At 41.4% G+C, this 23,642-nt stretch carries 20 protein-coding genes and 2 pseudogenes; 9 read left to right on the top strand and 13 right to left on the bottom strand.

The features are described 5' to 3' along the window. Positions 1 to 184, top strand: a 184-nt coding sequence (locus AACQ83_RS16595) for a transposase (RefSeq protein ID WP_370446037.1), incomplete at its 5' end; no start/stop codon positions are given. 1,090 nt (positions 185 to 1,274) lie between these two features. Here the strand turns inward: AACQ83_RS16595 and nqrM are convergent. From nqrM to AACQ83_RS16635, 8 genes are all read right to left on the bottom strand, one after another. After that, positions 1,275 to 1,502: a (Na+)-NQR maturation NqrM gene (nqrM, locus tag AACQ83_RS16600; protein ID WP_112878719.1), complete on the bottom strand. Its 228-nt coding sequence runs from the start codon at positions 1,500 to 1,502 to the stop codon at positions 1,275 to 1,277. Positions 1,503 to 1,515: 13 nt separating this feature from the next. Beyond that, positions 1,516 to 2,544, bottom strand: a complete 1,029-nt coding sequence (locus tag AACQ83_RS16605; RefSeq protein ID WP_112878720.1) for an FAD:protein FMN transferase — start codon at positions 2,542 to 2,544, stop codon at positions 1,516 to 1,518. 203 nt (positions 2,545 to 2,747) lie between these two features. Then, a complete protein-coding gene (nqrF, locus tag AACQ83_RS16610) occupies positions 2,748 to 3,974 on the bottom strand; it encodes an NADH:ubiquinone reductase (Na(+)-transporting) subunit F (RefSeq protein ID WP_112878721.1) in 1,227 nt (408 codons plus the stop codon). 15 nt (positions 3,975 to 3,989) lie between these two features. Next, positions 3,990 to 4,586 carry an NADH:ubiquinone reductase (Na(+)-transporting) subunit E gene (gene nqrE, locus AACQ83_RS16615; protein WP_112878722.1) on the bottom strand — a complete coding sequence of 199 codons (597 nt, stop codon included), beginning with the start codon at positions 4,584 to 4,586 and terminating at the stop codon, positions 3,990 to 3,992. An 8-nt stretch (positions 4,587 to 4,594) separates the two neighbouring features. Next, positions 4,595 to 5,224, bottom strand: a complete 630-nt coding sequence (locus AACQ83_RS16620) for an NADH:ubiquinone reductase (Na(+)-transporting) subunit D (protein ID WP_112878723.1) — start codon at positions 5,222 to 5,224, stop codon at positions 4,595 to 4,597. Then, positions 5,217 to 6,014 carry a Na(+)-translocating NADH-quinone reductase subunit C gene (locus AACQ83_RS16625; protein ID WP_112878724.1) on the bottom strand — a complete coding sequence of 266 codons (798 nt, stop codon included), beginning with the start codon at positions 6,012 to 6,014 and terminating at the stop codon, positions 5,217 to 5,219. The genes AACQ83_RS16620 and AACQ83_RS16625 overlap by 8 nt, the downstream gene beginning before the upstream one ends. Beyond that, positions 6,007 to 7,245, bottom strand: a complete 1,239-nt coding sequence (locus AACQ83_RS16630; RefSeq protein ID WP_112878725.1) for an NADH:ubiquinone reductase (Na(+)-transporting) subunit B — start codon at positions 7,243 to 7,245, stop codon at positions 6,007 to 6,009. Before AACQ83_RS16630 ends, AACQ83_RS16625 begins: the two co-directional genes overlap by 8 nt. A gap of 4 nt (positions 7,246 to 7,249) precedes the next feature. Further along, positions 7,250 to 8,593, bottom strand: coding sequence for a Na(+)-translocating NADH-quinone reductase subunit A (locus AACQ83_RS16635; RefSeq protein ID WP_112878726.1), 1,344 nt, complete (start codon positions 8,591 to 8,593; stop codon positions 7,250 to 7,252). A gap of 419 nt (positions 8,594 to 9,012) precedes the next feature. Here AACQ83_RS16635 and AACQ83_RS16640 point away from each other — a divergent pair, with 419 nt between their 5' ends. Beyond that, complete coding sequence (locus tag AACQ83_RS16640) at positions 9,013 to 9,747, top strand: L,D-transpeptidase family protein (protein WP_112878727.1); 735 nt, start codon at positions 9,013 to 9,015, stop codon at positions 9,745 to 9,747. Here AACQ83_RS16640 and AACQ83_RS16645 read toward each other — a convergent pair. Further along, positions 9,718 to 10,485 (bottom strand): class II glutamine amidotransferase, encoded by a 768-nt coding sequence (locus AACQ83_RS16645; RefSeq protein ID WP_112878728.1) that lies wholly within the window; start codon positions 10,483 to 10,485, stop codon positions 9,718 to 9,720. The two genes, AACQ83_RS16640 and AACQ83_RS16645, sit on opposite strands and share 30 nt — an antisense overlap. Before the next feature lie 24 nt (positions 10,486 to 10,509). After that, on the bottom strand, positions 10,510 to 11,091 hold the full coding sequence (gene lpcA, locus AACQ83_RS16650; protein WP_112878729.1) for a D-sedoheptulose 7-phosphate isomerase: 582 nt from the start codon (positions 11,089 to 11,091) through the stop codon (positions 10,510 to 10,512). Between the two features lie 259 nt (positions 11,092 to 11,350). On the opposite strand from lpcA, the gene fadE reads away from it, so the two are divergent. The 3 genes from fadE (at position 11,351) to AACQ83_RS16665 (ending at position 15,995) form a co-directional block, all read left to right on the top strand. Then, positions 11,351 to 13,786 (top strand): acyl-CoA dehydrogenase FadE, encoded by a 2,436-nt coding sequence (gene fadE, locus AACQ83_RS16655; protein ID WP_112878730.1) that lies wholly within the window; start codon positions 11,351 to 11,353, stop codon positions 13,784 to 13,786. A 347-nt stretch (positions 13,787 to 14,133) separates the two neighbouring features. Then, positions 14,134 to 15,030, top strand: a complete 897-nt coding sequence (locus tag AACQ83_RS16660) for a LysR family transcriptional regulator (RefSeq protein WP_112878731.1) — start codon at positions 14,134 to 14,136, stop codon at positions 15,028 to 15,030. Between the two features lie 227 nt (positions 15,031 to 15,257). Then, positions 15,258 to 15,995 carry a hypothetical protein gene (locus tag AACQ83_RS16665; protein WP_192881039.1) on the top strand — a complete coding sequence of 246 codons (738 nt, stop codon included), beginning with the start codon at positions 15,258 to 15,260 and terminating at the stop codon, positions 15,993 to 15,995. 797 nt (positions 15,996 to 16,792) lie between these two features. Here the strand turns inward: AACQ83_RS16665 and AACQ83_RS16670 are convergent. Beyond that, positions 16,793 to 17,545, bottom strand: a complete 753-nt coding sequence (locus tag AACQ83_RS16670) for a hypothetical protein (protein ID WP_112878732.1) — start codon at positions 17,543 to 17,545, stop codon at positions 16,793 to 16,795. A 73-nt stretch (positions 17,546 to 17,618) separates the two neighbouring features. Next, positions 17,619 to 19,231 (bottom strand): annotated as a pseudogene (locus AACQ83_RS16675) (IS1634 family transposase). Positions 19,232 to 19,349: 118 nt separating this feature from the next. On the opposite strand from AACQ83_RS16675, the gene AACQ83_RS16680 reads away from it, so the two are divergent. The 4 genes from AACQ83_RS16680 to AACQ83_RS16695 all read left to right on the top strand — a co-directional run bounded on the left by AACQ83_RS16680 (position 19,350) and on the right by AACQ83_RS16695 (position 22,730). Beyond that, positions 19,350 to 19,697 (top strand): cupin domain-containing protein, encoded by a 348-nt coding sequence (locus AACQ83_RS16680; RefSeq protein ID WP_112878733.1) that lies wholly within the window; start codon positions 19,350 to 19,352, stop codon positions 19,695 to 19,697. A gap of 434 nt (positions 19,698 to 20,131) precedes the next feature. Next, positions 20,132 to 21,013, top strand: coding sequence for an NAD(P)-dependent oxidoreductase (locus tag AACQ83_RS16685; protein WP_158537789.1), 882 nt, complete (start codon positions 20,132 to 20,134; stop codon positions 21,011 to 21,013). Position 21,014: 1 nt separating this feature from the next. Next, positions 21,015 to 22,151, top strand: a complete 1,137-nt coding sequence (locus AACQ83_RS16690; protein WP_112878735.1) for a homocitrate synthase/isopropylmalate synthase family protein — start codon at positions 21,015 to 21,017, stop codon at positions 22,149 to 22,151. Positions 22,152 to 22,154: 3 nt separating this feature from the next. Further along, entirely contained in the window at positions 22,155 to 22,730 is a 576-nt protein-coding gene (locus AACQ83_RS16695; RefSeq protein WP_112878736.1) for a cupin domain-containing protein, read from the top strand. Positions 22,731 to 22,805: 75 nt separating this feature from the next. Here AACQ83_RS16695 and AACQ83_RS16700 read toward each other — a convergent pair. Then, a pseudogene (locus AACQ83_RS16700) lies at positions 22,806 to 23,580 on the bottom strand (IS982 family transposase). Between the last annotated feature and the right edge of the window lie 62 nt (positions 23,581 to 23,642).

Below are 23,642 nucleotides of genomic sequence, written 5' to 3' on the forward strand. Positions count from 1 at the left end.
CAATGAGAATATCAATGGGTTAATCAGACAATACTTTCCAAAGGAAACCGATTTTAATGAAATCTCTGATCAGGAAATAAATTTTGTGGTAAACCGATTAAATAATCGCCCCCGAAAAACACGGGGTGGGAAAACACCGAATGAATTATTTAAGGGAATACGAACATGTTTACTTCCAGATTAACGATGTTGCACTTATTATGTGAATCTACCAATTAAAGTTTTATATAAAAGACCAATTTAAATCAATAAATGCACTTTTCAGATAAAGGGTAAATCGCATTTAATCGAAAGCTATTAAACATTAAAAGAGAATTAAAAAGAAAACAGCGAGAAAAAGAATATAATCTAAATAAGTTCATATTAAAGTGTTTTCCCGTCGTTATTTTACGAAGAAAACTATGAAAAAAATAGTAAAACGGTTAATTTGGCAAGATTTAAACCCTAAAAAAAGAGAGATTATCTTAAAAGAACATAAACGGGTATCTTTATATCATTAGACTATTTACTCATTGATTTATACCCGTCATCTTTCAAGTTGCCTCTTTGTTGGCTGCACTCGCTCACCCCGGTCACATAGTTACCTATGCTCCCGGGGATTCTCTCCCTTGCCGTCGCGATCCATCTTGAAATCCATAGGGTATATATAGACCATTGTTATGGAATATACCCGAACTATAACAATTGTCCCAAGGAATATATACGCTTGCCGATGCAGACCCAATTCCTCCGGTTAATGTAATACCTGCCGATAATACCCCAACTGCTAATAATTTCTTAAACATAAAAGTTTATCCTTTAATATTTTAATCCTGTTAATATTAGGGTTTTATTTTATTAAATGGAAAATTATTTTTAAAAAAATATAAAGCCATATGTAATAATGCATGCTAAATCATCATTAACCTATATTACAATTTTAAAATCTTTTTATATTTTTCATTTTAAATTGGAAGTTTAATTTCTTATTTAAAAAAATCCTCGCACAATGTAAATGGCCTCCTGTCGATTAAATAACTTTAAAAGGTACAATTAAATAATCTGAATTTCATATTTATATGAATTCAGGTTGCTCACTTTATTTTAAAACCTATATTAATGGAGTGTGTATTTAAAAAACCCTTCACAGTAAACCGTTTAATGTGAAGGGGATTTTATCAAACTAACATCTCTGTTTTTTATTTTCTTTATCTCAAACTACGTGAAATCTCTCTAAAAGTTCGCTTTGCTCTCAATGAGTATTGAGGAAGGAGTATTACGCAGATTTGTTAAACTCAGATAATTCGATGTTTCTCTAATTGAATCTGCCGCGCAGCTTCACGCGCCATACGTCTCTTACGAGCATCACAAGGTTCCGGGCAGTCACATATTTTCTCTACGCCAATACTGCTTAAACCACCACAGCTCCCTTGTATGCTTTTACGTTTAATCATATAGCCTAACGACATTCCCGCAAAAGCCAGCAGGAAAAAGACGAAGGCTGCAATAAATACTTTCAGCATTTTCTTCCCCTTCTCATTGATTTTTCTGTAAGTATGGCTCAAAGGCTTTATTGTAACGCTCTTCAAAACCATTTTTCGTTTTTATGATCATAAAAACCGGGATACTCAGATTTTCTGCAACTTCCATCCCTTTTTCCGGCCCTAAAACATTCAGTCCAGTAGAAAGGCCATCAGCACTCATACAAGCTGGAGCAATCACTGTAATAGAAACTAAATTATGAGAAATAGGGTTCCCCGTTTTTGGATCAATCGTATGTGAATAACGCACACCATCTTGTTCAAAGTAATTACGGTAATCACCAGAAGTCGCTATCGACATATTCCCAGGCATTATCACTTCCTGAGCATTTTGTGCCATGCCAGTGTCAGATGGCTTTTCAATCGCAATCCGCCACGGCAGATCTTTACCATTATGGCCTGATGTACGGACTTCACCGCCAATATCAACCATATAATCCTTGATATTCTGCGATTCCAGATATTCGGCAACAACATCTACGCCATAACCTTTAGCAATAGATGATAAATCGATATATAGCTCTGGAACAGTTTTAATCAGGTTATTACCTTCTACCACCAGTTTATCAATCCCAGTCCATTCACGGCGTTTTTCCAGTTCACTTGCAGAAGGTGCTTTCGTCACGTGCCCCTCAGGACCAAACCCCCATAAATTAACCAATGGGCCAACCGTCACATCCAAAGCGCCATCCGTCAATTTATTAATGTAGATCGCTTCTTTAACCACTTTGGCTGTCGCAGGCGATACCGGGAATGGCCGATCAATTTGACGGCTTTGATTAAAACGACTCAATTCAGAATCAGGGCGATATGTCGACATCTGGTCGTTAACCTCCTCCAGCAAACGATCAATCTCTTTTTGCAGAGCTTCTGACGAAGGCGCCGACGAACCCGTAACAAATTTAATGGAATAGTAAGTCCCCATTGTTTGCCCATGAATATTTTTCTGCTCCAGACCATCGCATGCCGCCAGCAGCAATACTGCAAATATTAACGCTATCCAGCTACTTATCTTTTTACGCACAGTTAATTACTCTTTCTGAATTGTTAGCGCCCACAAAGTTGTGGGCGCCAGTCATTAAAATCAAACTATACCCGTTATCTTTCAAACTGCCTCTTTGTTGGCTGCGCTCACTCACCCCGGTCACATAGTTTTCTATGCTCCCGGGGATTCGCTCCCTTGCCGTCGCGATGCATCTAAAATCCATAGGGTATATTTATGGCCTATCAGCCACCGAAATCATCCAACATGATGTTTTCATCCTCGACACCAAGATCTTTCAACATTTTGATCACCGCGGCATTCATAACCGGAGGCCCACACATATAGAACTCACAATCTTCTGGAGCCGGATGATCCTTCAAATAATTCTCATACAGAACATTATGGATAAAGCCTGTGTGACCATCCCAGTTATCTTCTGGCAGTGCATCAGATAGAGCTACATTCCAGGTAAAGTTTTCATTTTCAGCCGCTAGCTGATCGAAATCCTCTGTATAGAACATTTCACGTTTAGAACGAGCACCATACCAGAAGCTAATCTTACGTTTGGAATTCAATCGATTAAGCTGATCAAAGATATGAGAACGCATTGGCGCCATACCTGCGCCACCACCGATGAAGATCATTTCCGCATCAGTATCTTTTGCGAAAAATTCACCGAACGGACCAGAAATAGTCACTTTATCACCGGGTTTTAGTGACCAAATATAAGAAGACATAATTCCCGGAGGCGCTTCCGAATTTTTTGGCGGCGGCGTCGCAATACGAACGTTAAGCATGATAATTCCGTGTTCTTCTGGATAGTTTGCCATTGAGTAAGCACGAACTGTTGGCTCTTTCACCTCAGAAACAAAACGGAACAAATTAAATTTATCCCAGTCCTCACGGTATTCTTTCGGCACATCATAATCCTCGTAACGAGCAATATGTGGCTGCGCTTCAATCTGGATATAACCACCTGCACGGAAAGGCACAACTTCCCCATCAGGGATCTTCAATTTTAGCTCTTTAATGAAAGTTGCTTTGTTATCGTTGGAGATAACTTCACATTCCCATTTCTTAACACCGAATATCTCTTCCGGTAACTTAATTTTCAGGTCCTGTTTTACATTGACCTGACAAGCCAGACGACAACCCTCTTTCGCTTCACGTTTACTAATGTGAGAAAGTTCTGTTGGCAGAATGTCGCCACCGCCATCTTTAATCTTTACGCGACACTGACCACAAGAGCCACCACCACCACAAGCAGAAGAGACAAAAATCCCCTGGCTTGACAACATATTTAGCAATTTATCACCGGCAGGAGCGGTAAAGCTCTTTTCCGGATCACCATTAACTTCAACCCTAATATTCCCAGTGTTAACTAACTTTGATTTTGCAAACAAAATCAGCGCCGTCAGTACCAACACAATTAGGGTAAACATCACTACGCCTAAAATTATTATATCCATGAACGCTTCTCGCCCTTATAACTGCACACCAGAGAAGGACATAAAACCCAATGCCATCAAACCCGTAGTGACAAAGGTGATCCCCAATCCTTTCAGCCCTGCCGGAACATCAGCATATTTCATTTTTTCACGGATAGAAGCTAGCAGAACAATCGCCAACATCCAGCCTATACCTGAGCCAAAACCATATACAACGGATTCCGAAAAACTATAATCACGCTGTGCCATGAAAGAGACACCACCAAAAATTGCACAGTTAACGGTAATCAGTGGTAAAAAAATGCCGAGCGCGTTATAGAGTGAAGGGAAATAACGATCAAGGATCATTTCAAGAATCTGCACTAATGCAGCAATCACGCCAATAAATGTAATAAAGTTCAGGAAGCTGAGATCAACCCCTTCAACCAATGCACCGTCACGCAATACCAAGTTATACACCAGGTTATTAGCAGGAACAGAGATCCCTAAAACCACCGTGACGGCAATACCCAGACCAAACGCCGTTGTGACGTTTTTCGATACGGCCAAAAAAGTGCACATACCGAGGAAGAAAGCCAACGCCATATTCTCAATAAAGACGGCGCGGACAAACAGGCTTATAAAATGTTCCATGTTGTCAGTTACTCCTTCTCAACCTGCGCCGGTTTTAACGTCCTCAGACCCCAAATCAGCATACCAATAATGAAAAACGCGCTAGGGGCTAACAGGAACAGACCATTAGGCTGATACCAGCCGCCATTCTGTACCGATTCCATCACGGTAATTCCGAACAGCTTGCCGGAACCAAACAACTCACGCAGAAAACCAACCATTACCAGAATAACACCGTAACCCAGACCATTACCGATACCATCCATAAAGCTCTCGATGGGTGGAGATTTCATCGCATAGGCTTCCGCACGTCCCATCACGATACAGTTAGTAATGATAAGGCCAACAAATACAGACAACTGCTTGGAAATTTCATAAGCATAAGCCTGCAAAATCTGATCTACCACGATAACCAATGATGCAATAATCGCCATCTGGACAATGATTCGCACACTGCCGGGGATGTAATGACGGATCAACGAGATAAAAAAGCTGGAAAAGGCAGTAACCAATGTTACCGCTATTGTCATTACCAACGCCGTTTCCAGCTTGGTTGTTACCGCCAGCGCTGAGCAAATCCCCAGAACCTGCAATGCAATTGGGTTATTATCCAAGAGTGGCCCAAGCAGGACTCGTTTTATTTCTTTACTATCAGCCATCTTTCAACGCTCCTTCGCGTACTTTTTTCAGGAACGGACCAAAACCGTTATCCCCTAACCAGAAATTAAACATATTCTGGACACCGGCAGAGGTCAGAGTCGCACCAGACAAGCCATCAACACCATAAGAGTCATCGGCAGCAGCCCCGCCACGAACAATTTTGATCGCCGGATTGCCTTCATCGTTATACAGTTTTTTACCTATCCACTTTTTACGCCATTGTGGGTTATCCACTTCTCCCCCCAACCCCGGTGTTTCGCCGTGCGAATAATAAGTGATACCACGAGCCGTTTTGCCGTCCACATCAACGGAGATAAAAGCATACATGACAGACCACAGGCCAGAACCATAAATAGGCAGAACGATTTCGCGAGTTTTACCCTGTTCATTTTTCACCAGATAGACCTCGGCCATATTGGCGCGACGGCGAATTTTCGCCAGATCCTTTTCAGGCGGTAATGCAATACTGGTATCATCACTGCGCAACGCATCGTTCAGGTTAAACTTGCCCTGACTGCTTTCAAGCGTTGCCGTCTCCAGATTCAATAACTCGGTTTTAATCCGACTTTTGAACGTTTCTTTAACTTCATCGGCACTCATCTGAGGCTTGAATAACCCCGCAACATCGAGGATATTACGCTGTTTATCCAGCAATTTCTGTTCCTGTTGCTGAGATTTCAGCCCTACCGCAGAACCTGCTACCACAATTGAGCAAACGAGACATAGCACAAAAACAACGATAAATGTTCTGCCGACGCTGTCATTATTTTTGGGTTTATCATTAGCCACGGGCTTTTCTCCGCTTAATATTGGCTTGCACTACCAGATAATCAAACAATGGCGCAAACAGGTTTGCGAACAGAATCGCCAGCATCATACCTTCTGGATATGCCGGGTTAACAACCCTGATCAGAACACACATCACACCAATCAGAATGCCGTACCACCATTTACCTTTATCGGTAAATGAAGCCGATACTGGATCTGTTGCCATAAAGATCATACCAAAAGCAAAACCCCCCAGAACCATATGCCAATACCACGGCATAGCAAACAACGGATTAGTATCTGAACCGATAGCATTAAATAGGTAGGAAGTTGCAACCATACCCAACATCACCCCGGCGACAATCCGCCATGAAGCAATACGGGTAAACAGGATAATTGCACCACCGATGAAAATCATTAGAGTAGACACTTCACCGATAGAGCCAGGAATATTACCAATGAAAGCATCCATCCAGGTAACAGGCTGACCGGTAACGGTATTCACTAATCCCTGACTACCACCAGCCGCCCATTGAGATAACGGGGTCGCCCCAGAGAAACCATCAGCCGCAGTCCATACCAAATCACCTGAAATCTGTGCAGGATAAGCAAAGAATAGAAAAGCACGGCCAGCCAGTGCCGGATTCAGGAAATTACGGCCTGTCCCACCAAAAACCTCTTTCGCAATGACAACACCAAATGTAATACCTAGCGCAGCCTGCCACAAAGGAATAGTAGGTGGAACAATCAACGCAAACAAAATAGAAGTAACAAAAAAACCTTCATTAATTTCATGTTTACGGATAATGGCAAACAGTACTTCCCAGAAGCCGCCAACCACAAATACAACGATATAAATAGGTAAAAAGTAAGTTGCGCCAAGCAACATTTCGCTACACCAGCTAGCGCCTGGCGTCAGTGATGCACCGAAAAACTGAGCAACACGATAGTGCCAATCAGATGCCAGAATTTGCTGTAATTCTGCGCCACTATATAAATGATACAACGCAGGGATCGCCTGCTGACCAACGTTATACATTCCCCAGAACATTGCCGGGAATACGGCCAGCCATACCATGATCATCATACGCTTTAGATCGATGGCATCACGGATATGAGCACGGCCAGAAGTTACGGTACCTGGTGTATAGAAAACCGTTGTTACCGCTTCATACAACGGATAGTATTTTTCTAATTTGCCCCCGGGCTCAAAGTGGTGCTCAATTTTTTCAAAATAGTTTTTCAGGCCCATGAAATCATCCTTCCTGCTCAATCTTAGTCAGCACTTCACGCAGTACCGGACCATATTCATACTTGCCAGGACAGACATAGGTACAAAGCGCTAAGTCTTCCTCATCTAACTCCAGACAACCCAGTGCCTGAGCACTATCGGTATCACCCGCCAGCAGATCCCGCAGTAAATGTGTTGCCATGATATCCAAAGGCATAACACGCTCATAGTTACCGATTGGTACCATAGAACGTTCACCGCCATTCATTGTCGTTGAAAAAGCAAAGCGCTTATTTTTCAGGAAATGACCAATGGTGGTGCGGGTGATGGAAAATTTATCGATACCCGGCATTATCCAACCAAATAGCTCTTTTTCGCGACCTTCACGCAAAACGGAAACCAAAGTGTGGAAACGACCAAGATAGTGATGAACCTCATCTGACTGTGTACCGCACAATACGGAACCTGAAATAATACGGTTTTCACCCTCTTTAAGCTGCTCCTGAGTTAACTCAAGCAGATCAGCTCCTAAGCAAGTACGTATAAGACGTGGTTTTTCAACCTGTGGACCGGCCAGTGCAATGACACGATCAGTATAAAGTGTGCCGGTAGTGAATAATTTACCGATAGCAATCACATCCTGGTATCCCAGGTGCCATACCGTTTTAGTCGCACTGACGGGTTCAATAAAGTGAATGTGAGTTCCAGCTAATCCCGCAGGGTGCGGACCTGAGAACTGATTATAAGTGATTTGTGCATTATTACCGACACTCGGCAAGCTTCCTGCACTATGGCAAACATGGACTTTACCTTCGGTCAGTCTAGTCAGCACATTCAGACCATCAACAAAAGCCTCTTCATCGGTAGCAATAATAACCTGTGGATTTGCAGCCAGAGGCTGAGTATCCATCGCGGTTACAAAAATTGCTTTTGGCGAGGAGCCGGGAGCAGGATTTCGACTGTAAGGACGGGTACGCAGTGCAGTCCATAACCCAGAATCAATCAGATTCTTTTCCACTTGTTCTCGGGATAACTGAGAAAGTTGGGAACGATCATAACGGTCAAAATTAACCTGTTCGTCTCCCGTTATCTCAATCACAATTGACTGCAAAATACGTTGTTCACCACGATTAATCGCCACAACCTGCCCACAGGCTGGGCTGGTGAAAACCACACCTGGATTCTTTTTATCTTCAAAAAGAATCTGGCCCTTCTTAACATGCTCACCTTCCTTCACCAACATAGAAGGACGCATTCCAACATACTCTTCACCCAACAGTGCTACATGGCGAATCGTCGGACCGTCTTCTATTACTTGAGCAGGCGCTCCTGCAATCGGGAGGTCGAGTCCTTTTTTAATTTTAATCATAAGATTTGCACAAGTTTATCAATTAAATCATATGCTACAGATTACCTGGTGGTAATATAGCCACTCTATAAAAAACCCCTTAAGTCACGAATCGTGCCCAGGTTATAGTTCTCCGATAATTGTTACTATTTTTTGTTAATCTCCAGGCGGCAATTTTAACATCTCCCTTCTTAGACTGTCTGACTAATCAAGTGATTTAGTTCAAGCAAACAGGAATAATTTTGGCACTGAATGATTAACCGATCGCAAAAAACGAATGATTATATCACCTTTACCGACAACTGATTGTATTTTAACCTAACAATCACTTTGTAGTGATAAAGTTACCGTCATCATTTTCTATTCACAAAGTCGATGACTCATGGCAATCTTAAGCTAAATTTTTAGTTAGTCCGCTACATCACTATTACGGTAGTCACATGAAAAAAACTGCGGCTTTTCCTGCAATAATATTGTTGTTATTTAGTTCATTCACTCCTGTCTATGCTCAGGATACTTTAGTGCAATTGAAGCAAAATTTCCCTGTGCAGCCTGGCTCTCCTGTCTTTATCCAAATATTCAAAGAAGAGCGGATATTGGAGCTTTATACTAAAAATAGTCATGGAAGCTACCAACTGTCTAAAAGCTACCCCATCTGTAATTACTCTGGCGGCCTTGGTCCCAAAACCACAGAAGGCGACCTGAAAAGCCCGGAAGGTTTCTATCGTGTAAAACCCCATCAACTCAATCCAAATAGTCGATATTACCGATCTATTAATCTCGGTTTTCCAAATGAATACGATAAATTCAGAGGCTATTCCGGCAACTATTTAATGATCCACGGAGAGTGTAAATCTGTCGGTTGTTACGCTATGACTAATGGTTACATAGATGAAATCTACGATTATGTAGAAAGTGCATTATTGCGCGGGCAGTATGAAATTAATATCAGTATTTATCCATTCAGAATGACACCGCAGAATATGTTACGCCACCGTTCATCCTCCTATTACATGTTTTGGCTACAATTACAGCCAGCCTATGAGTATTTTGTAAAAAATCACCGGCCAGCAACGATTAGCGTCATTAACGGCCAATATGTGGTTAATGCTACACCTGAAAAATCGCCACTTTTGCAGCATCAATCACAATATGCGTTCACCAAGATGAAATAGTGCATAGCGACCCGGCTCAATACGATTCCAAGCTTCATTACCCGTTAAAGGTTGAGTAACAATAACAGAAACAACATCATCCGGCTGTGTATGTTGTTGAAAATCAATTTCAATATCCTGATCCAGAAGTTTTGCTTTTCCAAACGGTGCCCGACGGGTAATCCAATAAAGGTTGGTTGAACAATATGCCATCACAAAACGCCCATCCGACAGCAACATATTGAATACGCCTTTTTTGCTGAGTTCATCTGCGAGTGAGGCAATAAAACGAAAAACCTTAGGCCAGTTCGAGGGAGTTCTTGGGTATTTTTGTGAAAGTCGCTGTAAAATCCAGCAAAAAGCATGTTCACTATCCGTTTGTCCAACGGGACGATACTGACCAGTTTCAAGCTGCCGATAGCCCCGAAGTTGCCCATTATGGGCATAAGTCCAGTTGCGTCCCCACATCTCACGAATGAAAGGATGAGTATTTTCCAACGCAACATTACCGCGGTTTGCCTGCCGGATATGAGAAACCACCACTCTAGATTTAATCGGGTACTCTTGTACAAAGCGGGCAACGGGCGAATTGTAACCTGGTTGATGATCTTTAAATGTGCGACAGCCCCGCCCCTCATAAAATGTGATCCCCCAACCATCTTTATGGGGCCCAGTATGACCACCTCGTTGAATCAAGCCACCTAAACTAAAGCAGATATCTGTTGGCACATTTGCACTCATGCCAAGTAACTCACACATTGCCCACCTCTGTAGCCTGTAAAATCAGGCTTTAACCATCTCTTTTTCGATAAGTTGAATCAGGATATGAATAACTTTGATATGAATTTCCTGAATACGATCTGCATAACCAAAATGCGGGACACGAATTTCCACATCAGCGGTTCCTACCATTTTACCGCCATCCTTGCCTGTCAGCGTAATGACTTTCATGCCCTTTAAGCGGGCAGCTTCAACTGCTTTAATAATATTACCGGAATTACCGGAAGTAGAAATACCCAGTAACACATCCCCCTCTTTCCCAACCGCTTCCACATAACGAGAAAAAACAAATTCATACCCGAAATCATTACTGACGCAGGAAAGATGGCTGACATCAGAAATCGCAATCGCTGGATAGCCAGGGCGATTTTCGCGGTAACGGCCTGTCAATTCTTCAGCAAAATGCATCGCATCACAATGCGAACCCCCATTACCGCAGGACAGTACCTTGCCACCCGCTTTAAATGAATCAGCCAGCAATACTGCTGCTTTTTGAATTGCTTCAATATTTGCATCGTCACTTAAAAACTTTGCCAGCGTATCCGCGGCTTCGTTCAATTCACTACGGATCAGGTCTTGATACATAGGCTCCTCACTTCGGTCAGGTAATCTTCAATGTTGTGTCGGATGGCAGTTTACCGGATCAAGAGAATTGAAAGAAGACAACATCACGTTTCTGGAGAATTAATCCGCTCCCGATCACCATGAGTTTGTGAGCTACATTGTAATTAAGATGTAAAGATATTGCTAAAAGCAATTTCCTGGTCTAAAAAGAGAAGAACATCACAACAGGTCCGACCTCTGATGACTTACCTGACCCTGAGATTAACCAGGAGCTTTTATTATGACCACATTGAGTATTGTTCTATTCTTAGTATTGATTGGGATACTTTGCTATCACAAAGTCAATCTCAGTCTTAGCAGCCTACTGCTCCTTGTCTATACCGTCTTGATGGGCGCTATTGATGCATGGAGCTACTGGATGTTGTTACCAATGGCCATTATTCTGTTCCCACTGAATTTTGCGCCAATGCGCCACTCCTTACTTACTGTTCCGGCCTTAAAAGCCTTCCGTAAGGTGATGCCAAGTCTATCTCGCACAGAAAAAGAAGCTCTTGATGCAGGTACTACCTGGTGGGAAGGCGAACTGTTCCGCGGTAAACCCGACTGGAAAAAATTACATGACTATCCAAAGCCTCAGTTAACCGCTGAAGAACAAGCATTTCTGGACGGCCCGGTAGAAGAAGCTTGCCGTATGACTAATGATTTCCAGATAAGCCATGAACTGGCTGATTTACCACCTGAGTTATGGCATTACCTGAAAGAACACCGCTTCTTTGCCATGATCATTAAAAAAGAGTATGGCGGTCTGGAGTTCTCAGCCTATGCTCAAGCACGAGTACTGCAAAAATTAGCAGGTACATCCGGCATTCTAGCAATTACCGTAGGTGTACCTAACTCTCTCGGCCCTGGTGAATTATTACAGCATTATGGCACCGAAGAGCAGAAGAACCACTATCTACCTAGGCTTGCCCGTGGTGAAGAGATCCCATGTTTCGCACTGACCAGCCCGGAAGCTGGCTCTGATGCCGGATCAATCCCAGATACAGGCGTAGTCTGTATGGGAGAATGGCAAGGTGAACAAATTCTCGGTATGCGCCTGACCTGGAACAAACGTTATATCACACTTGCCCCTATCGCTACCGTACTCGGTCTGGCTTTCAAACTGTCTGACCCTGACCATTTATTGGGTGATACAGAAGAATTGGGCATTACCTGTGCATTGATCCCGACCAATGTACCGGGAGTAGAAATTGGTCATCGCCATTTCCCATTAAATATTCCATTCCAGAATGGTCCAACTCGCGGTAAAGATATCTTTGTTCCGATCGACTACATTATTGGTGGGCCAAAAATGGCCGGACAAGGCTGGCGGATGCTGGTTGAGTGTCTGTCTGTTGGCCGCGGTATCACTCTGCCATCAAATGCAACCGGCGGTTTGAAAAGTGTTGCGATGGCGATTGGCGCATACTCTTATATCCGCCGCCAATTCAAAATGCCAATTGGTAAAATGGAAGGGATTGAAGAACCACTAGCACGCATTGCCGGTAACGCCTATTTGATGGATGCCGCTTCAACGCTTGCAACAACCGGTATCATGCTAGGTGAAAAACCCTCTGTGTTATCCGCTATCGTCAAATATCACTGTACTCACCGAGGCCAAAAATCTGTTATTGATGCAATGGATATTGCCGGTGGTAAAGGGATTTGCCTTGGTCCATCCAACTTCCTTGCTCGCGCTTATCAAGGCGCACCTATCGCCATTACCGTTGAAGGCGCCAATATTCTGACCCGAAACATGATTATCTACGGTCAGGGAGCTATCCGCTGCCATCCTTATGTTCTTGATGAAATGGCTGCGGCTGAAAATAACCGTGTTAAAGACTTTGATAAAGCACTGTTTAGCCACCTTGGTCACGTTGCCAGTAACATGTTACGCAGCTTCTGGCTTGGCTTAACCAATGGCCGCACCAGCAGCACACCAGTCAATGATGCAACACGCCGTTACTATCAACAATTAAACCGCCTGAGCGCCAACCTTGCGCTATTATCAGATGTGGCAATGGGGGTATTAGGTGGTAGCCTGAAACGCCGTGAACGTGTCTCCGCCCGGCTTGGGGATGTTCTGAGTCAAACCTATCTGGCTTCCGCGACGTTGAAACGCTATGAAGATGAAGGTCGTCAAAAAGAAGATTTGCCACTAGTTCAGTGGGCAGTTCAAGATAGTTTGTATCAGGCAGAACAAGCAATAGATAATTTACTGAGTAACTTCCCTAATCGTCTGGTCGCCGGCCTGATGCGTGTTATCGTCTTCCCTCTAGGGCGTGTACATTCAGCACCATCTGACCGTCTGGATCACAAACTGGCCCAGATCTTACAACAACCGTCTGCTACCCGTGATCGCATTGGCCGCGGTCAATATCTGACACCAAGCGAGCACAATCCTCACGGATTACTGGAAGAAGCTCTGCACGACATTATTGCCGCAGAACCGATCCATGCCCGCTTGAGTCGCGAAGCAGGTAAACGCCTCGGCTTTACTCGCCTTGATAAACTGGCAGAACGCGCACTCGCGGAACGTAAGATCACGCCAGACGAAGCCGAAATTCTGAAACGTGCTGAAGCAAGCCGCCTGCGTTCTATTAATGTCGATGAGTTTGAACCAGAAGCGCTGGCTGTTCCTGTTCAGGACAAAAAACCAAAAACGAAAGCGGCCTGATACTGACAACTAAAGAATGGATGTCATTACGGGACGATACCTTAGGGTATCGTCCCAAGTTGCCAAGGTAGGATTTCGCTTTGCGCAAAAAAATAGACGCAGTCAAAAATATCCGATATTTCCTTTGAAAGAGTAGATGAAATTTACTCTCTACAGCACCCTACTCACGATACAGACGACAATCCGCTTGTAATGTCACACCAGCACATCCTTCAACATAGCTTTGTCGAGGCTCAGATCGGCAACCAACTGATTCAGTTGCAATAACTGAACAAATGGTTAAACATAATTTTTTATCGTAGTTTATTGATACACTAGATAGTTAAACTCATTCAACAGTGGTGCTTATGGACAAGTTAAGAGCAATCAGCGTCTTCCGGCGTGTTGTAGAACTAGGCAGTTTCAAAGCCGCCGCCCAAGATCTGGGCTTATCCAAGGCAGCTGTCAGTAAAAACATCAATCAGCTTGAAGAGTATCTCAAAAGCCCCCTGATTAACCGAACGACCAGAAACATGCACATAACCGCAAACGGCAGGAATTACTATCATCAGGTGTGCAACATCCTGGATGAGCTTGAGAATGCTGACTTATCGGTTATAGAAACGTCTCACACTCTGACAGGCTCGATAAAAGTCAGTATTCCAATGTCTATGGGGCTAAAGGCATTAAATCCACTGATATGCCAGTTTATGCATACTCACCCTAGTATTTCTGTAGAAGTTGTCATGATTGATAAATATATCGATTTTATTGAGCATGGAATAGATGTTGCGATACGTGGAGGAGGTGAACTGAGCGACTCCAGCCTTCGTTCTAGGAAACTGATAAAAGTCCCCCGAGTCTTATGTGCCTCACCAGCATATATTGAGGCTTCTGAAAAAATACTCATCCCTGAAAATCTCACCTCCCATAACTGTCTTGTCTACAGTTTATCTTCTTCTCCACGACGCTGGATATTTCACAATCAAAATGATGTGAAAGTCGTTGACCTTAAGCCCGGAACCTATGTGGTGAATAACGGGCTTGCACTCAAACAGGCGGCTCTTTCCGGACATGGTGTGATTTTACTGCCTGAATTACTGGTCACTGATGAGCTGCTGTCAGGCAAACTTGCCAGACTACTTCCGGAATGGGAAGCTGACATGCAGGCACTTTATGCCATACAACCCTTTCATAAAGAACACTCTAACAAGACAAGGGCTTTTATCGATTTCCTTATAAATGCACTAGACAAAACCTGCTGAATATCTGAAAAGTGATCGGTGATTTTAAATGGCAAATCTCCGGTTGAAATAAATGCCAGGCCAACCGGTTTTGAAAAGTCATGGTCAAATCAGAGAAGACCCTATAATTGTTTACTATCAGTGCACAATGTTTTCACATAATAGGCGTTTTAATAAACTATCTCTCTCCCTATACTCGGTTCTGCAAATGAACTTATCGGTTACATCAAAATTGAGGAGATGTAGATATGAACAGTTCCGTTACTTCAACATCAGAAAATCTTGTTCTGTCCTATCTTGACGGACGCCAGCCGACCGTTGGCATTGAGAACGTAAACAAGGTCTTATTTTCCATCGGGGTTCGGGTCAGTACAACGCCGATCCCTAAAGAAGCCAGACCTATTCTTGAAGCGTCAAAAACCCGTGCGCTCACGGAAGAAGAGAGCGAGAAGCTGATTTCGCTGTTTCCTTTACACCGAGGAGAACTTCTGGAACAAATCCGACTGGCTGGCCGCCAGCCGGAAGCTCACCGCGGCGGTTTCCTGTCAACGTCGGAAGTCGGTGTTGCACCTTATCCTAAAGTTTACGATATGAAAGCAATTTCGGCTGAAACCAGAAAAACTGTTCTCGAAAAATTCGGTAAACTGCATGTGAACAGCGCTGAAAACGGGATGGGTATTGATGAAGTCATGACAGTTGTGGCTGGCGGACCGTGGACTTGGTTCTTCCGTCTGCCAGATGGCGTGATTACAAAGCTGTCAGTAGGACGTGTGGAAGCTGGCGATCCTGCTTGGCGTCTCAGCTATCCCGGGCTAGGAATGCATGCTGCGTTTCTGGATGCTGAGGATGGATTGATCGTGGCATTTGCCCACGGACCAAAGCATTTCGTTATGCGCTATGACGAACCCAGTGTTGATGGTGCAGAGATGCTGGGCACCAACCCGTGGATTGATTTCAGCGTTGATATCCCGAAATTAGTAAAATAACATCCTAATAACGCTTTATTACATCAACGATAATGAAAAGTCTGGCGGATTAATCCGCCAGAAAAATTATAGGTATTTAAGCGTTAACAGGGCGCGAAAATAGCTTGGAAAAATAACGATATAAATTGATTTTAGCGTTAAATCACATTAATGATATAAAAGGGGAATAGTTTAAATCAAACAGTAAAAAAGAAGTGCTATCGGACGGGTTAAAGCAGTGTAAAGCCTGTTTAAATTGACGAATTTAAGGTATCACGGTTTTGTATAATAAATGCAATATCATAACGCTGAAAGTGACCCAATTCGTATTCTATTAAATCGTTTATTTCGGATTTTGTTATTCAGGTTTTTCATGATTTAATGATTTAATGAAAAAATTCATTCCCTGATTGAAAACATTATTAAAGCCGATGCTTTTTGAAAAATAGATTAGGATATCTTCAAATAATATCCGTTACCTTTATCTCTTAATTTAATAAATTAAAAGATAAAGGCAAGGCTGAGATATTATCAATGAAAGCTGCTTTATATAAACTTATCGTTTTTCACTACCTGACATTATTATTTTTTTGAATTAATCATTGAAAGAAAAATAGTAGAAATAACTATTGAAGAAATTAATAATATTGTAAATCCAGTAATGATTTCTTCAAGACCAACACCTAAGCAAATAGTATAAAAGAGAATAATCATAGTAATAAATACATAAATCCCTGACTGCATACCCAAAGTATAAAGAGAGTTTTTTGAATATAACCCTAGATAAGAGAAAAAAACAGGTTGCATAATTGTATTAGCTAAAAACACCATAATTGTGAATAGAGCATGCCAGAATTTATAATAATCCCAAGTGAACAAAATCCGAGAGAAAATAATTGAATGATATTACCTACCATGATTCTTTTTTTAAAAAGTACGGATTTCATGACTTTCATGATGCCAATTGCACAGGGGAACCATATAATCAGTAGTATGATATACATTTGAACCATATCAATATGTTCAAAATATTTTGTTCGCATTGCTGGCATAATCATTAAAGAGAGGAAAAAACAAACATTGATTATAACCAAACTTGAAAAAGAAAAGAAAACAACTAATTTATTGTCTGTTTTTACAGAATCCTTAATATCATGTTTTTGTTTTTTTGCATTATTATTTTTAAAGCCAGTAAAATAGATAATTGAAGCAATAGAATAAATAAAAGCAGAAAAAAAATCTGCTGATGTACGGGAGTTTAAACCGAAGAAAGAGAAAGTGACTGGGATTATAAATGGCAGGCTTAATAACGCCAGGCTTAAGATAGAAAAATCCTTATTCGTCCTCTTTTCATTTCCTTCGGTTATAAGAATATTTCTTCCCATTATGACAATAAATCCACTTATTACTCCCCATAATATTCTATGTAGAGCATCCAGCCAAACTGAAATAAGTGTTGTTTCTCTTGCAAAGAGAATGCAGTTTATAGTTGCTAAAAATAAGAAGAATCCAAAAATATTTTTTTCAAAAAGAGCAATATTCATTTTTCGAATGAGGAAGGATATTGTCATACACCCCAGAGATAACCCCAATAAATAGGAAAAAACAGGAACATAAGCGTATAGCCGACATTCCGCACCCAATTCAGAAATAAAAAGACTCGTATGGTGGCCCCAATATTTTCAGCAGAGCATTTTGGTACGGTTGCATTCCCGTCACCATCCGGTGTTCTTCAAATTCAAAGGTATTAATACCTTCGAAAGTTAAAAATACCCAACGAGCGGTGGGCAATTGCGTCTGCTGCTGCTTCATATCCGGGTAGAATGCCTTGCTTTGTTTCAGACCCGTGCGAATTTTATGTTCCAGCGCCGCATACACCATTAAGCTACACGTCATCACCATCAATAAGGCTTCGATGCGTTCCGGTTTTTTCAGGTACATGGATGAGGTTAAGAACTCAGGACTTTTTAGGAATCGAAAACCTCGCTCAACTTTCTGCTGGGCTTTGTCATTCGCGAGCAACGCGGCCATATCCAGCGCTTTATCGTCCGTTTCATTGGTCGCCAAAATAAACATCCCCACCTTGAGTCGGGCATACACGACTTTATCCAGTTGACTGTAAGCCCGGCCTGAGAGCCGGTAATGAATCTGAGAGGGTTTATCTTTAGCCGGACGTCCACGCCCTTGATACGTCATGATTTCCTCCACTTGTGGGGCGTCAATACCGATAAACTGGCATTCGGAGCCAAAATCACGCAGGGCGCATAACGCATCTTCCTTGCAGGCAAACCCTTTTTGGCACAATTTTTCAAACGCTTTCAGCTCTTTTTCCGTTGATTTGAGCGTATTTTTCGTAAAAGTCTGCCCTTCACGTTGACGGGCAGCCGCACTACTCACCAGCAACCCGCGTTGAGGGATCCCGCCATAGCAGGATTCAACCCAACATCCAGCATAACCTTCGGTGAAAGGCTGTAGCTGATGGGGATCCACGTTCAAAAGCTGCTGTTTAGCTTCTTTGAGCGTTAACGGCACGCGGGTAATGAAGCGTTGTTTTTGCTTATGCAGTGAAGTTATCGCCTCTTCGCTATAAAGGGCGGCATCGGCGACAAAGTAGCGGCTGTTCTGCGCGGCTTTCAGGCAACGAATATGATGTTTTGTGAATTCTGTGAACGCCCGGGTATCATTGGTATTTCCGCTCATCGCCTGCATGTAAACGGGTATCCCGGCCTGATTTTCACAAATCAGCTCAAGGATAACCTGGTTCAGCTCAGGCCGATGGCCGCGGCTGTACCCCGAACCAGTTCAATACGCTGCGTGTCGTCTTTCAGAGGAGACTTGTACTCGCCATCCACATGGAAACTGGAGATGTCGAGATGCACAGAATGGGGTGTTATGCCCAATTTATCAATGACCTGTTCAGCCAGTATCTGATAGACTTCTGACACGCCGGCCTCATATAAAGCATCCAATGTACGACCCAGCACGTCATCATTCAGATGTCCAGCATCAATACCGGGGCCAATCAAACGTTCAATCGGCTTATGCTGGAAAAAACCGGAAAACATGTGCAGTGTCCGGCTGTGAAACCCCAACCCGTTAAGGATCATCGCAAGAAAAGCCTCGCCATGAGAAACGGTGTGACCCGAATATTTTGGCATGATGGCATCAATGATACGGGGCAATCCGGCTTCATAGCAGAAAGCCGCGATGAGACCAGGGTGATCAAGACGTTTAATGGCAGGTTCTGACTTGAGCATATTCACTTTCCGGCAAATAAAAGTAATAGATCAAAATGGGCGATCGCCGTCAATCTCATGGGAACAATAAATATGTAAAATATGCGTAAGATCACACTATTTTTAAATCAGGAATGAGGTGCGGAATGACGGATATAAGCGTGATGAATATCGTGATGGCTCTCACTATTATACTTATCATCATTTGGTCACCACTCGGACTGATCCGGGTTTAATGGCTTTGCGCTTAGATTTGCACAGTGATGAATCTCAACCTTTGAAATTGAATGAAGGGCATGGTTCAAAAGAGGTAGTGTATGTTACGAAAGGAAAAGTTCGGGTACAGTGGTTGGATGAGAATAACTCACTAAGAGAAGATGTTATGAATGAAGGAGATTCAATATTTATCTTGCCAAATGTATCTCATAGTTTCTCTAATTATGAGAAGGATATTAAATCAGAAATTATTGCCATAAATTATCGATGATAAAGATTGATTTTAGATGTTTCACACAGAAGATGGTTTTTATTTAAATTATATTCCTGTAATTAAAGTTGGTGGTATGCATTGCCACCAACAATAATCTACTTTGGAAGATATATTAATGAAATCATGGGAGAATAGTATTTTTATTTGTTATTAATAATTTATTCTACATGAGGATTTTCAATAATATTTGATATAATGATAGAGATTAAAATTTTATTTATTGTCGTTTTTTATAATTTATTATATAAACGCACATTCTTATGTATTTATAGATATGATGGCTAAAATGGAAAAATAATTTTTATTTTTTTATAAAAACAGGTTGTGAAAATTCACAATTTAGTGGTGCAAATTAAATTTTAGATAGAATTAATTATGACAAGGATAAATAAAATATTTTATCGTTATTAAAATTATAAAGAGTTATGAATATGAATAATATTGGCTTTATTGGATTGGGGCGGTTGGGAAAGGCAATCTGCTCTAAGCTGTTAGAAGAAAATGTTGAATTATATATACACAATAGAAGTTCTAATAAAGCTACTGAACTTATACAGCATGGAGCTATATGGTGTGAAAATATTTCAGAGCTGGCTAGAAATTGCCGTGTGATTTTTATCTGTACAGCAGGAGAAACAGCCATTGAAAAATATCTTATGAATGAAGTAACCGGGCTGATAGCTTTTCTAGAAAAAGGTAGTATTATTATTGATTTAAGTACAATTTCACCTACTAAGGCAATCCAGATTCATAATAAGTTAAGTTGTCATTCATTAAGCTATATTGAATGTCCGGTGTCTGGTGGTAGTGAAGGGGCATTGAATGGTTCATTGTCAGCTATTGTAGCAGGAGATGAGGCAGTTTGGGACATGATCCAACCTTTACTATATTACTTCTGTAAAGAGATTACCTATACGAATAAGTTGGGTGAAGCTCAGCAGCTCAAAATCTTAAACAATATAGCAGAAAGTATAAATTTAGCCGGGGCTTTGGAAGTTATTAAGCTGGGTTTATTGCAGGAAATTGATATTGTGCTTATGCAAAAGGTATTCACAAGTTGTCGAGGATGTTCGGCTTATATGAATGTTGCCCTGAAATATATCATTTCGGGAGAGAAAACTAGTGATGTTAGCTTGGCAATACGTTGTAAAGATTTGCATTTGGCTGAGTCACTTTATCAGAATTTCAATGCGTTTCAGATGATCGATAAAGTGAAATCTTTATTTTTATATACGAAGGAAATCTACGGTGAAGAAAGTGATCAATGTGATTATTTTTCTTTAATTTCAAAAAAACTAAGTGAGATAATTTAATATGGCTTTCTGCGATGACATTATTCTTGAAGATACTACTTTACGAGATGGTGAACAGGCACCTGGTATGGCATTCAATCGTGAGACAAAATTAAAAATTCTGGATGCTTTAATTTATTGTGGTGTTAAATGGATTGAGGCTGGAATTAACGCTATGGGTGGAAGTGAATCTAATACACTCAGGGAAATGCTTGAGCGTGTACAAGGTCAGGATATTCATCTTATTGCTTGGAATAGGGGAATGAAGCAGGATATTTCTGATTCACTGGATCTTGGTTTTACTCATGTTCATATTGGCTTGCCTACCTCCGAGATTCACTTAGTTAACAGTATTAAAAAAAGTAAATCATGGTTGATCAAACAGGCTTGTGATCTTGTTGATTATGCTAAACAGCGAGGAGCGTTTGTATCTATTAGTGCTGAGGATGTAGGACGGTCTGATCTGAATTTTGTTGTTGATTATGCAGGTGAAGTTTATGAGGCTGGGGCTAATAGATTAAGATTATCCGACACAGTCGGTTTACTGACTCCGCAACAATATTATAACGTTGTAAATACAATATCTTCTGCTATACCAATTGATACTCAATGTCATACTCATAATGATTTTGGTTATGCAGTAAGCAATACTATTGAAGGATTACGTGCAGGTGCACGTTATTTCCATACTACAGTTAATGGCATTGGTGAAAGAGCTGGTATGCCTGATATGGCTCAAACAGTGCTTTCACTGAAATTACATTATAATATTGATATAGGGATTAAAACTGAAGCATTGAAAGGTCTCTGTGAGTGTGTATCGAAAGCAACCAAAATACCTCTTTATCCTTGGCAGCCTATTGTTGGTGATAACGTTTTTTCACATGAGTCTGGGATTCATGCTAATGGAACACTAAAAAATAGTGCTTCTTTTGAGCCGTTTTCTCCCGATCTTGTTGCAGGTATTCGAAAAATTATAGTGGGCAAGCACTCAGGTAAAGCATCAATTAAATATGCCCTTGAGAAATTGGATATTAGTTATAAAGAACATGAATTAGCTCCTTTACTTGCGATGGTACGGGAAGTAGCAATAATTAAATCTTCAGGTCTATCCTTTCAGGATGTTGCGGATCTCCATTCTATACTACGTAAAATATGAGCCATGAAAAATCATCTATTTGTTTTCAATCAAGGTGCAATTTCCGCATTATTGAATAGCCACAAGAAGTCTCTGGACAATATACCATTTCTTAATCTTATTCTTAAAGGCGAAATATTTTTCAATGATTTCAATAGCATCAAGGCTTTTGCAAGTTCCATTAGTCTGACAGTGCAAGATATTTTGTCTTTGCTAGATAATTATCCTTATGATCTGGAATCTGGAGTAAAAATTAGTCGCGAAGGAACTCAATTTGAGAGAATAAAAACAAGTGAGGCTGGTGATCTTTATCATTACCGTCATGTAATGAAAACGCTTGCTGACCCTGAGTTAATGGTGCTTAAAACTACCCCACTTTGCAATGATTTGTATAAGATGAAATTGAATACTGGTCATAAGGTCAAAGAAGTTGTTTATGTCCTTCAAGGAGAAGTTGGTGTTTTATGGCTGAATAAGCAGAGAGAACGCCGTAGGGATAGCCTTAAGCAAGGGGATTCCATTTACATTGACTCTTGGGTTCCTCATGCTTTCTACTCAATAGTTAAGGATTCTCATATACTTGCCATTGATTATTTTTAATTTATCGGGCTGGTTTATCCAGCTCGTATGAATTATCTCCAGTATTATGGACATCCTTTATCGTTATAGTTAATCTCAGTTTTGTTTAAGGATAGCTATTTCAAAATTACACAAATTTAAGCTCGGCTTTTTCGGCTGAAAAGTGTAGGCCATTAATCCTGACACGACTTCCAGCAGAAAACCGAGAACACTACGATGTCTTGAGTGTTCTATCTGAGAAATATTTTTCAACTGATCCACAACAGTCTCTATCACAAAATGCTTTCTTAACATCAGTTTATCCCATAGTGATAAAGCGTTGGCTTTCATATTCTTGCGTACATTCGTCACCAATGTCATTCCTTCCGCTGTCAGCTCTTCACACAGTGCTTGTGAAAGATAATTTTTCTCCATATACATACCCACTCAACCCTTTCACTAACTGTTTGACCGGTTGGCAATTATCTGTATTAACCGGGGTCAACTTGATCGCTAAAAGCTCCCCACAATCATTGATAAGCAGGTGAAGTTTAAAGCCATAAAACCAGCCTGTACTGCTTTTTCCTCGACGTGAGAAATGCACACAGGGGGATAAGTGCTCTTTTTTTCAGTGTGAACATTCGGGTATAACTGACTAATTTGGGGAATTCTTTATAGAAATAAAGTGTCACATACTCAAAATAAAAGGATTTAAAATCACTAATGGCTCATGTGGAATAAAATGAGGATCGTCATCACATCACTGAGAGAAAGGGTAAGCGTCGCGGCGATGTTTGAGCAAGCCATTTTCAATTAACTGTTGATGCCAGAGAGGAATAAATTTTTGGCAAAAATCATCGACGCCGCAGTAAAGTTCTTCTAAATTAGACATGTTTGAGGATCTCCACGATTCTGTTTTATTTGACAAAAACTTTGATCGTGCCTCAGGCACTG

It is taken from the genome of Photorhabdus sp. S10-54 (assembly GCF_963878145.1).
Classification (GTDB): domain Bacteria; phylum Pseudomonadota; class Gammaproteobacteria; order Enterobacterales; family Enterobacteriaceae; genus Photorhabdus; species Photorhabdus kayaii.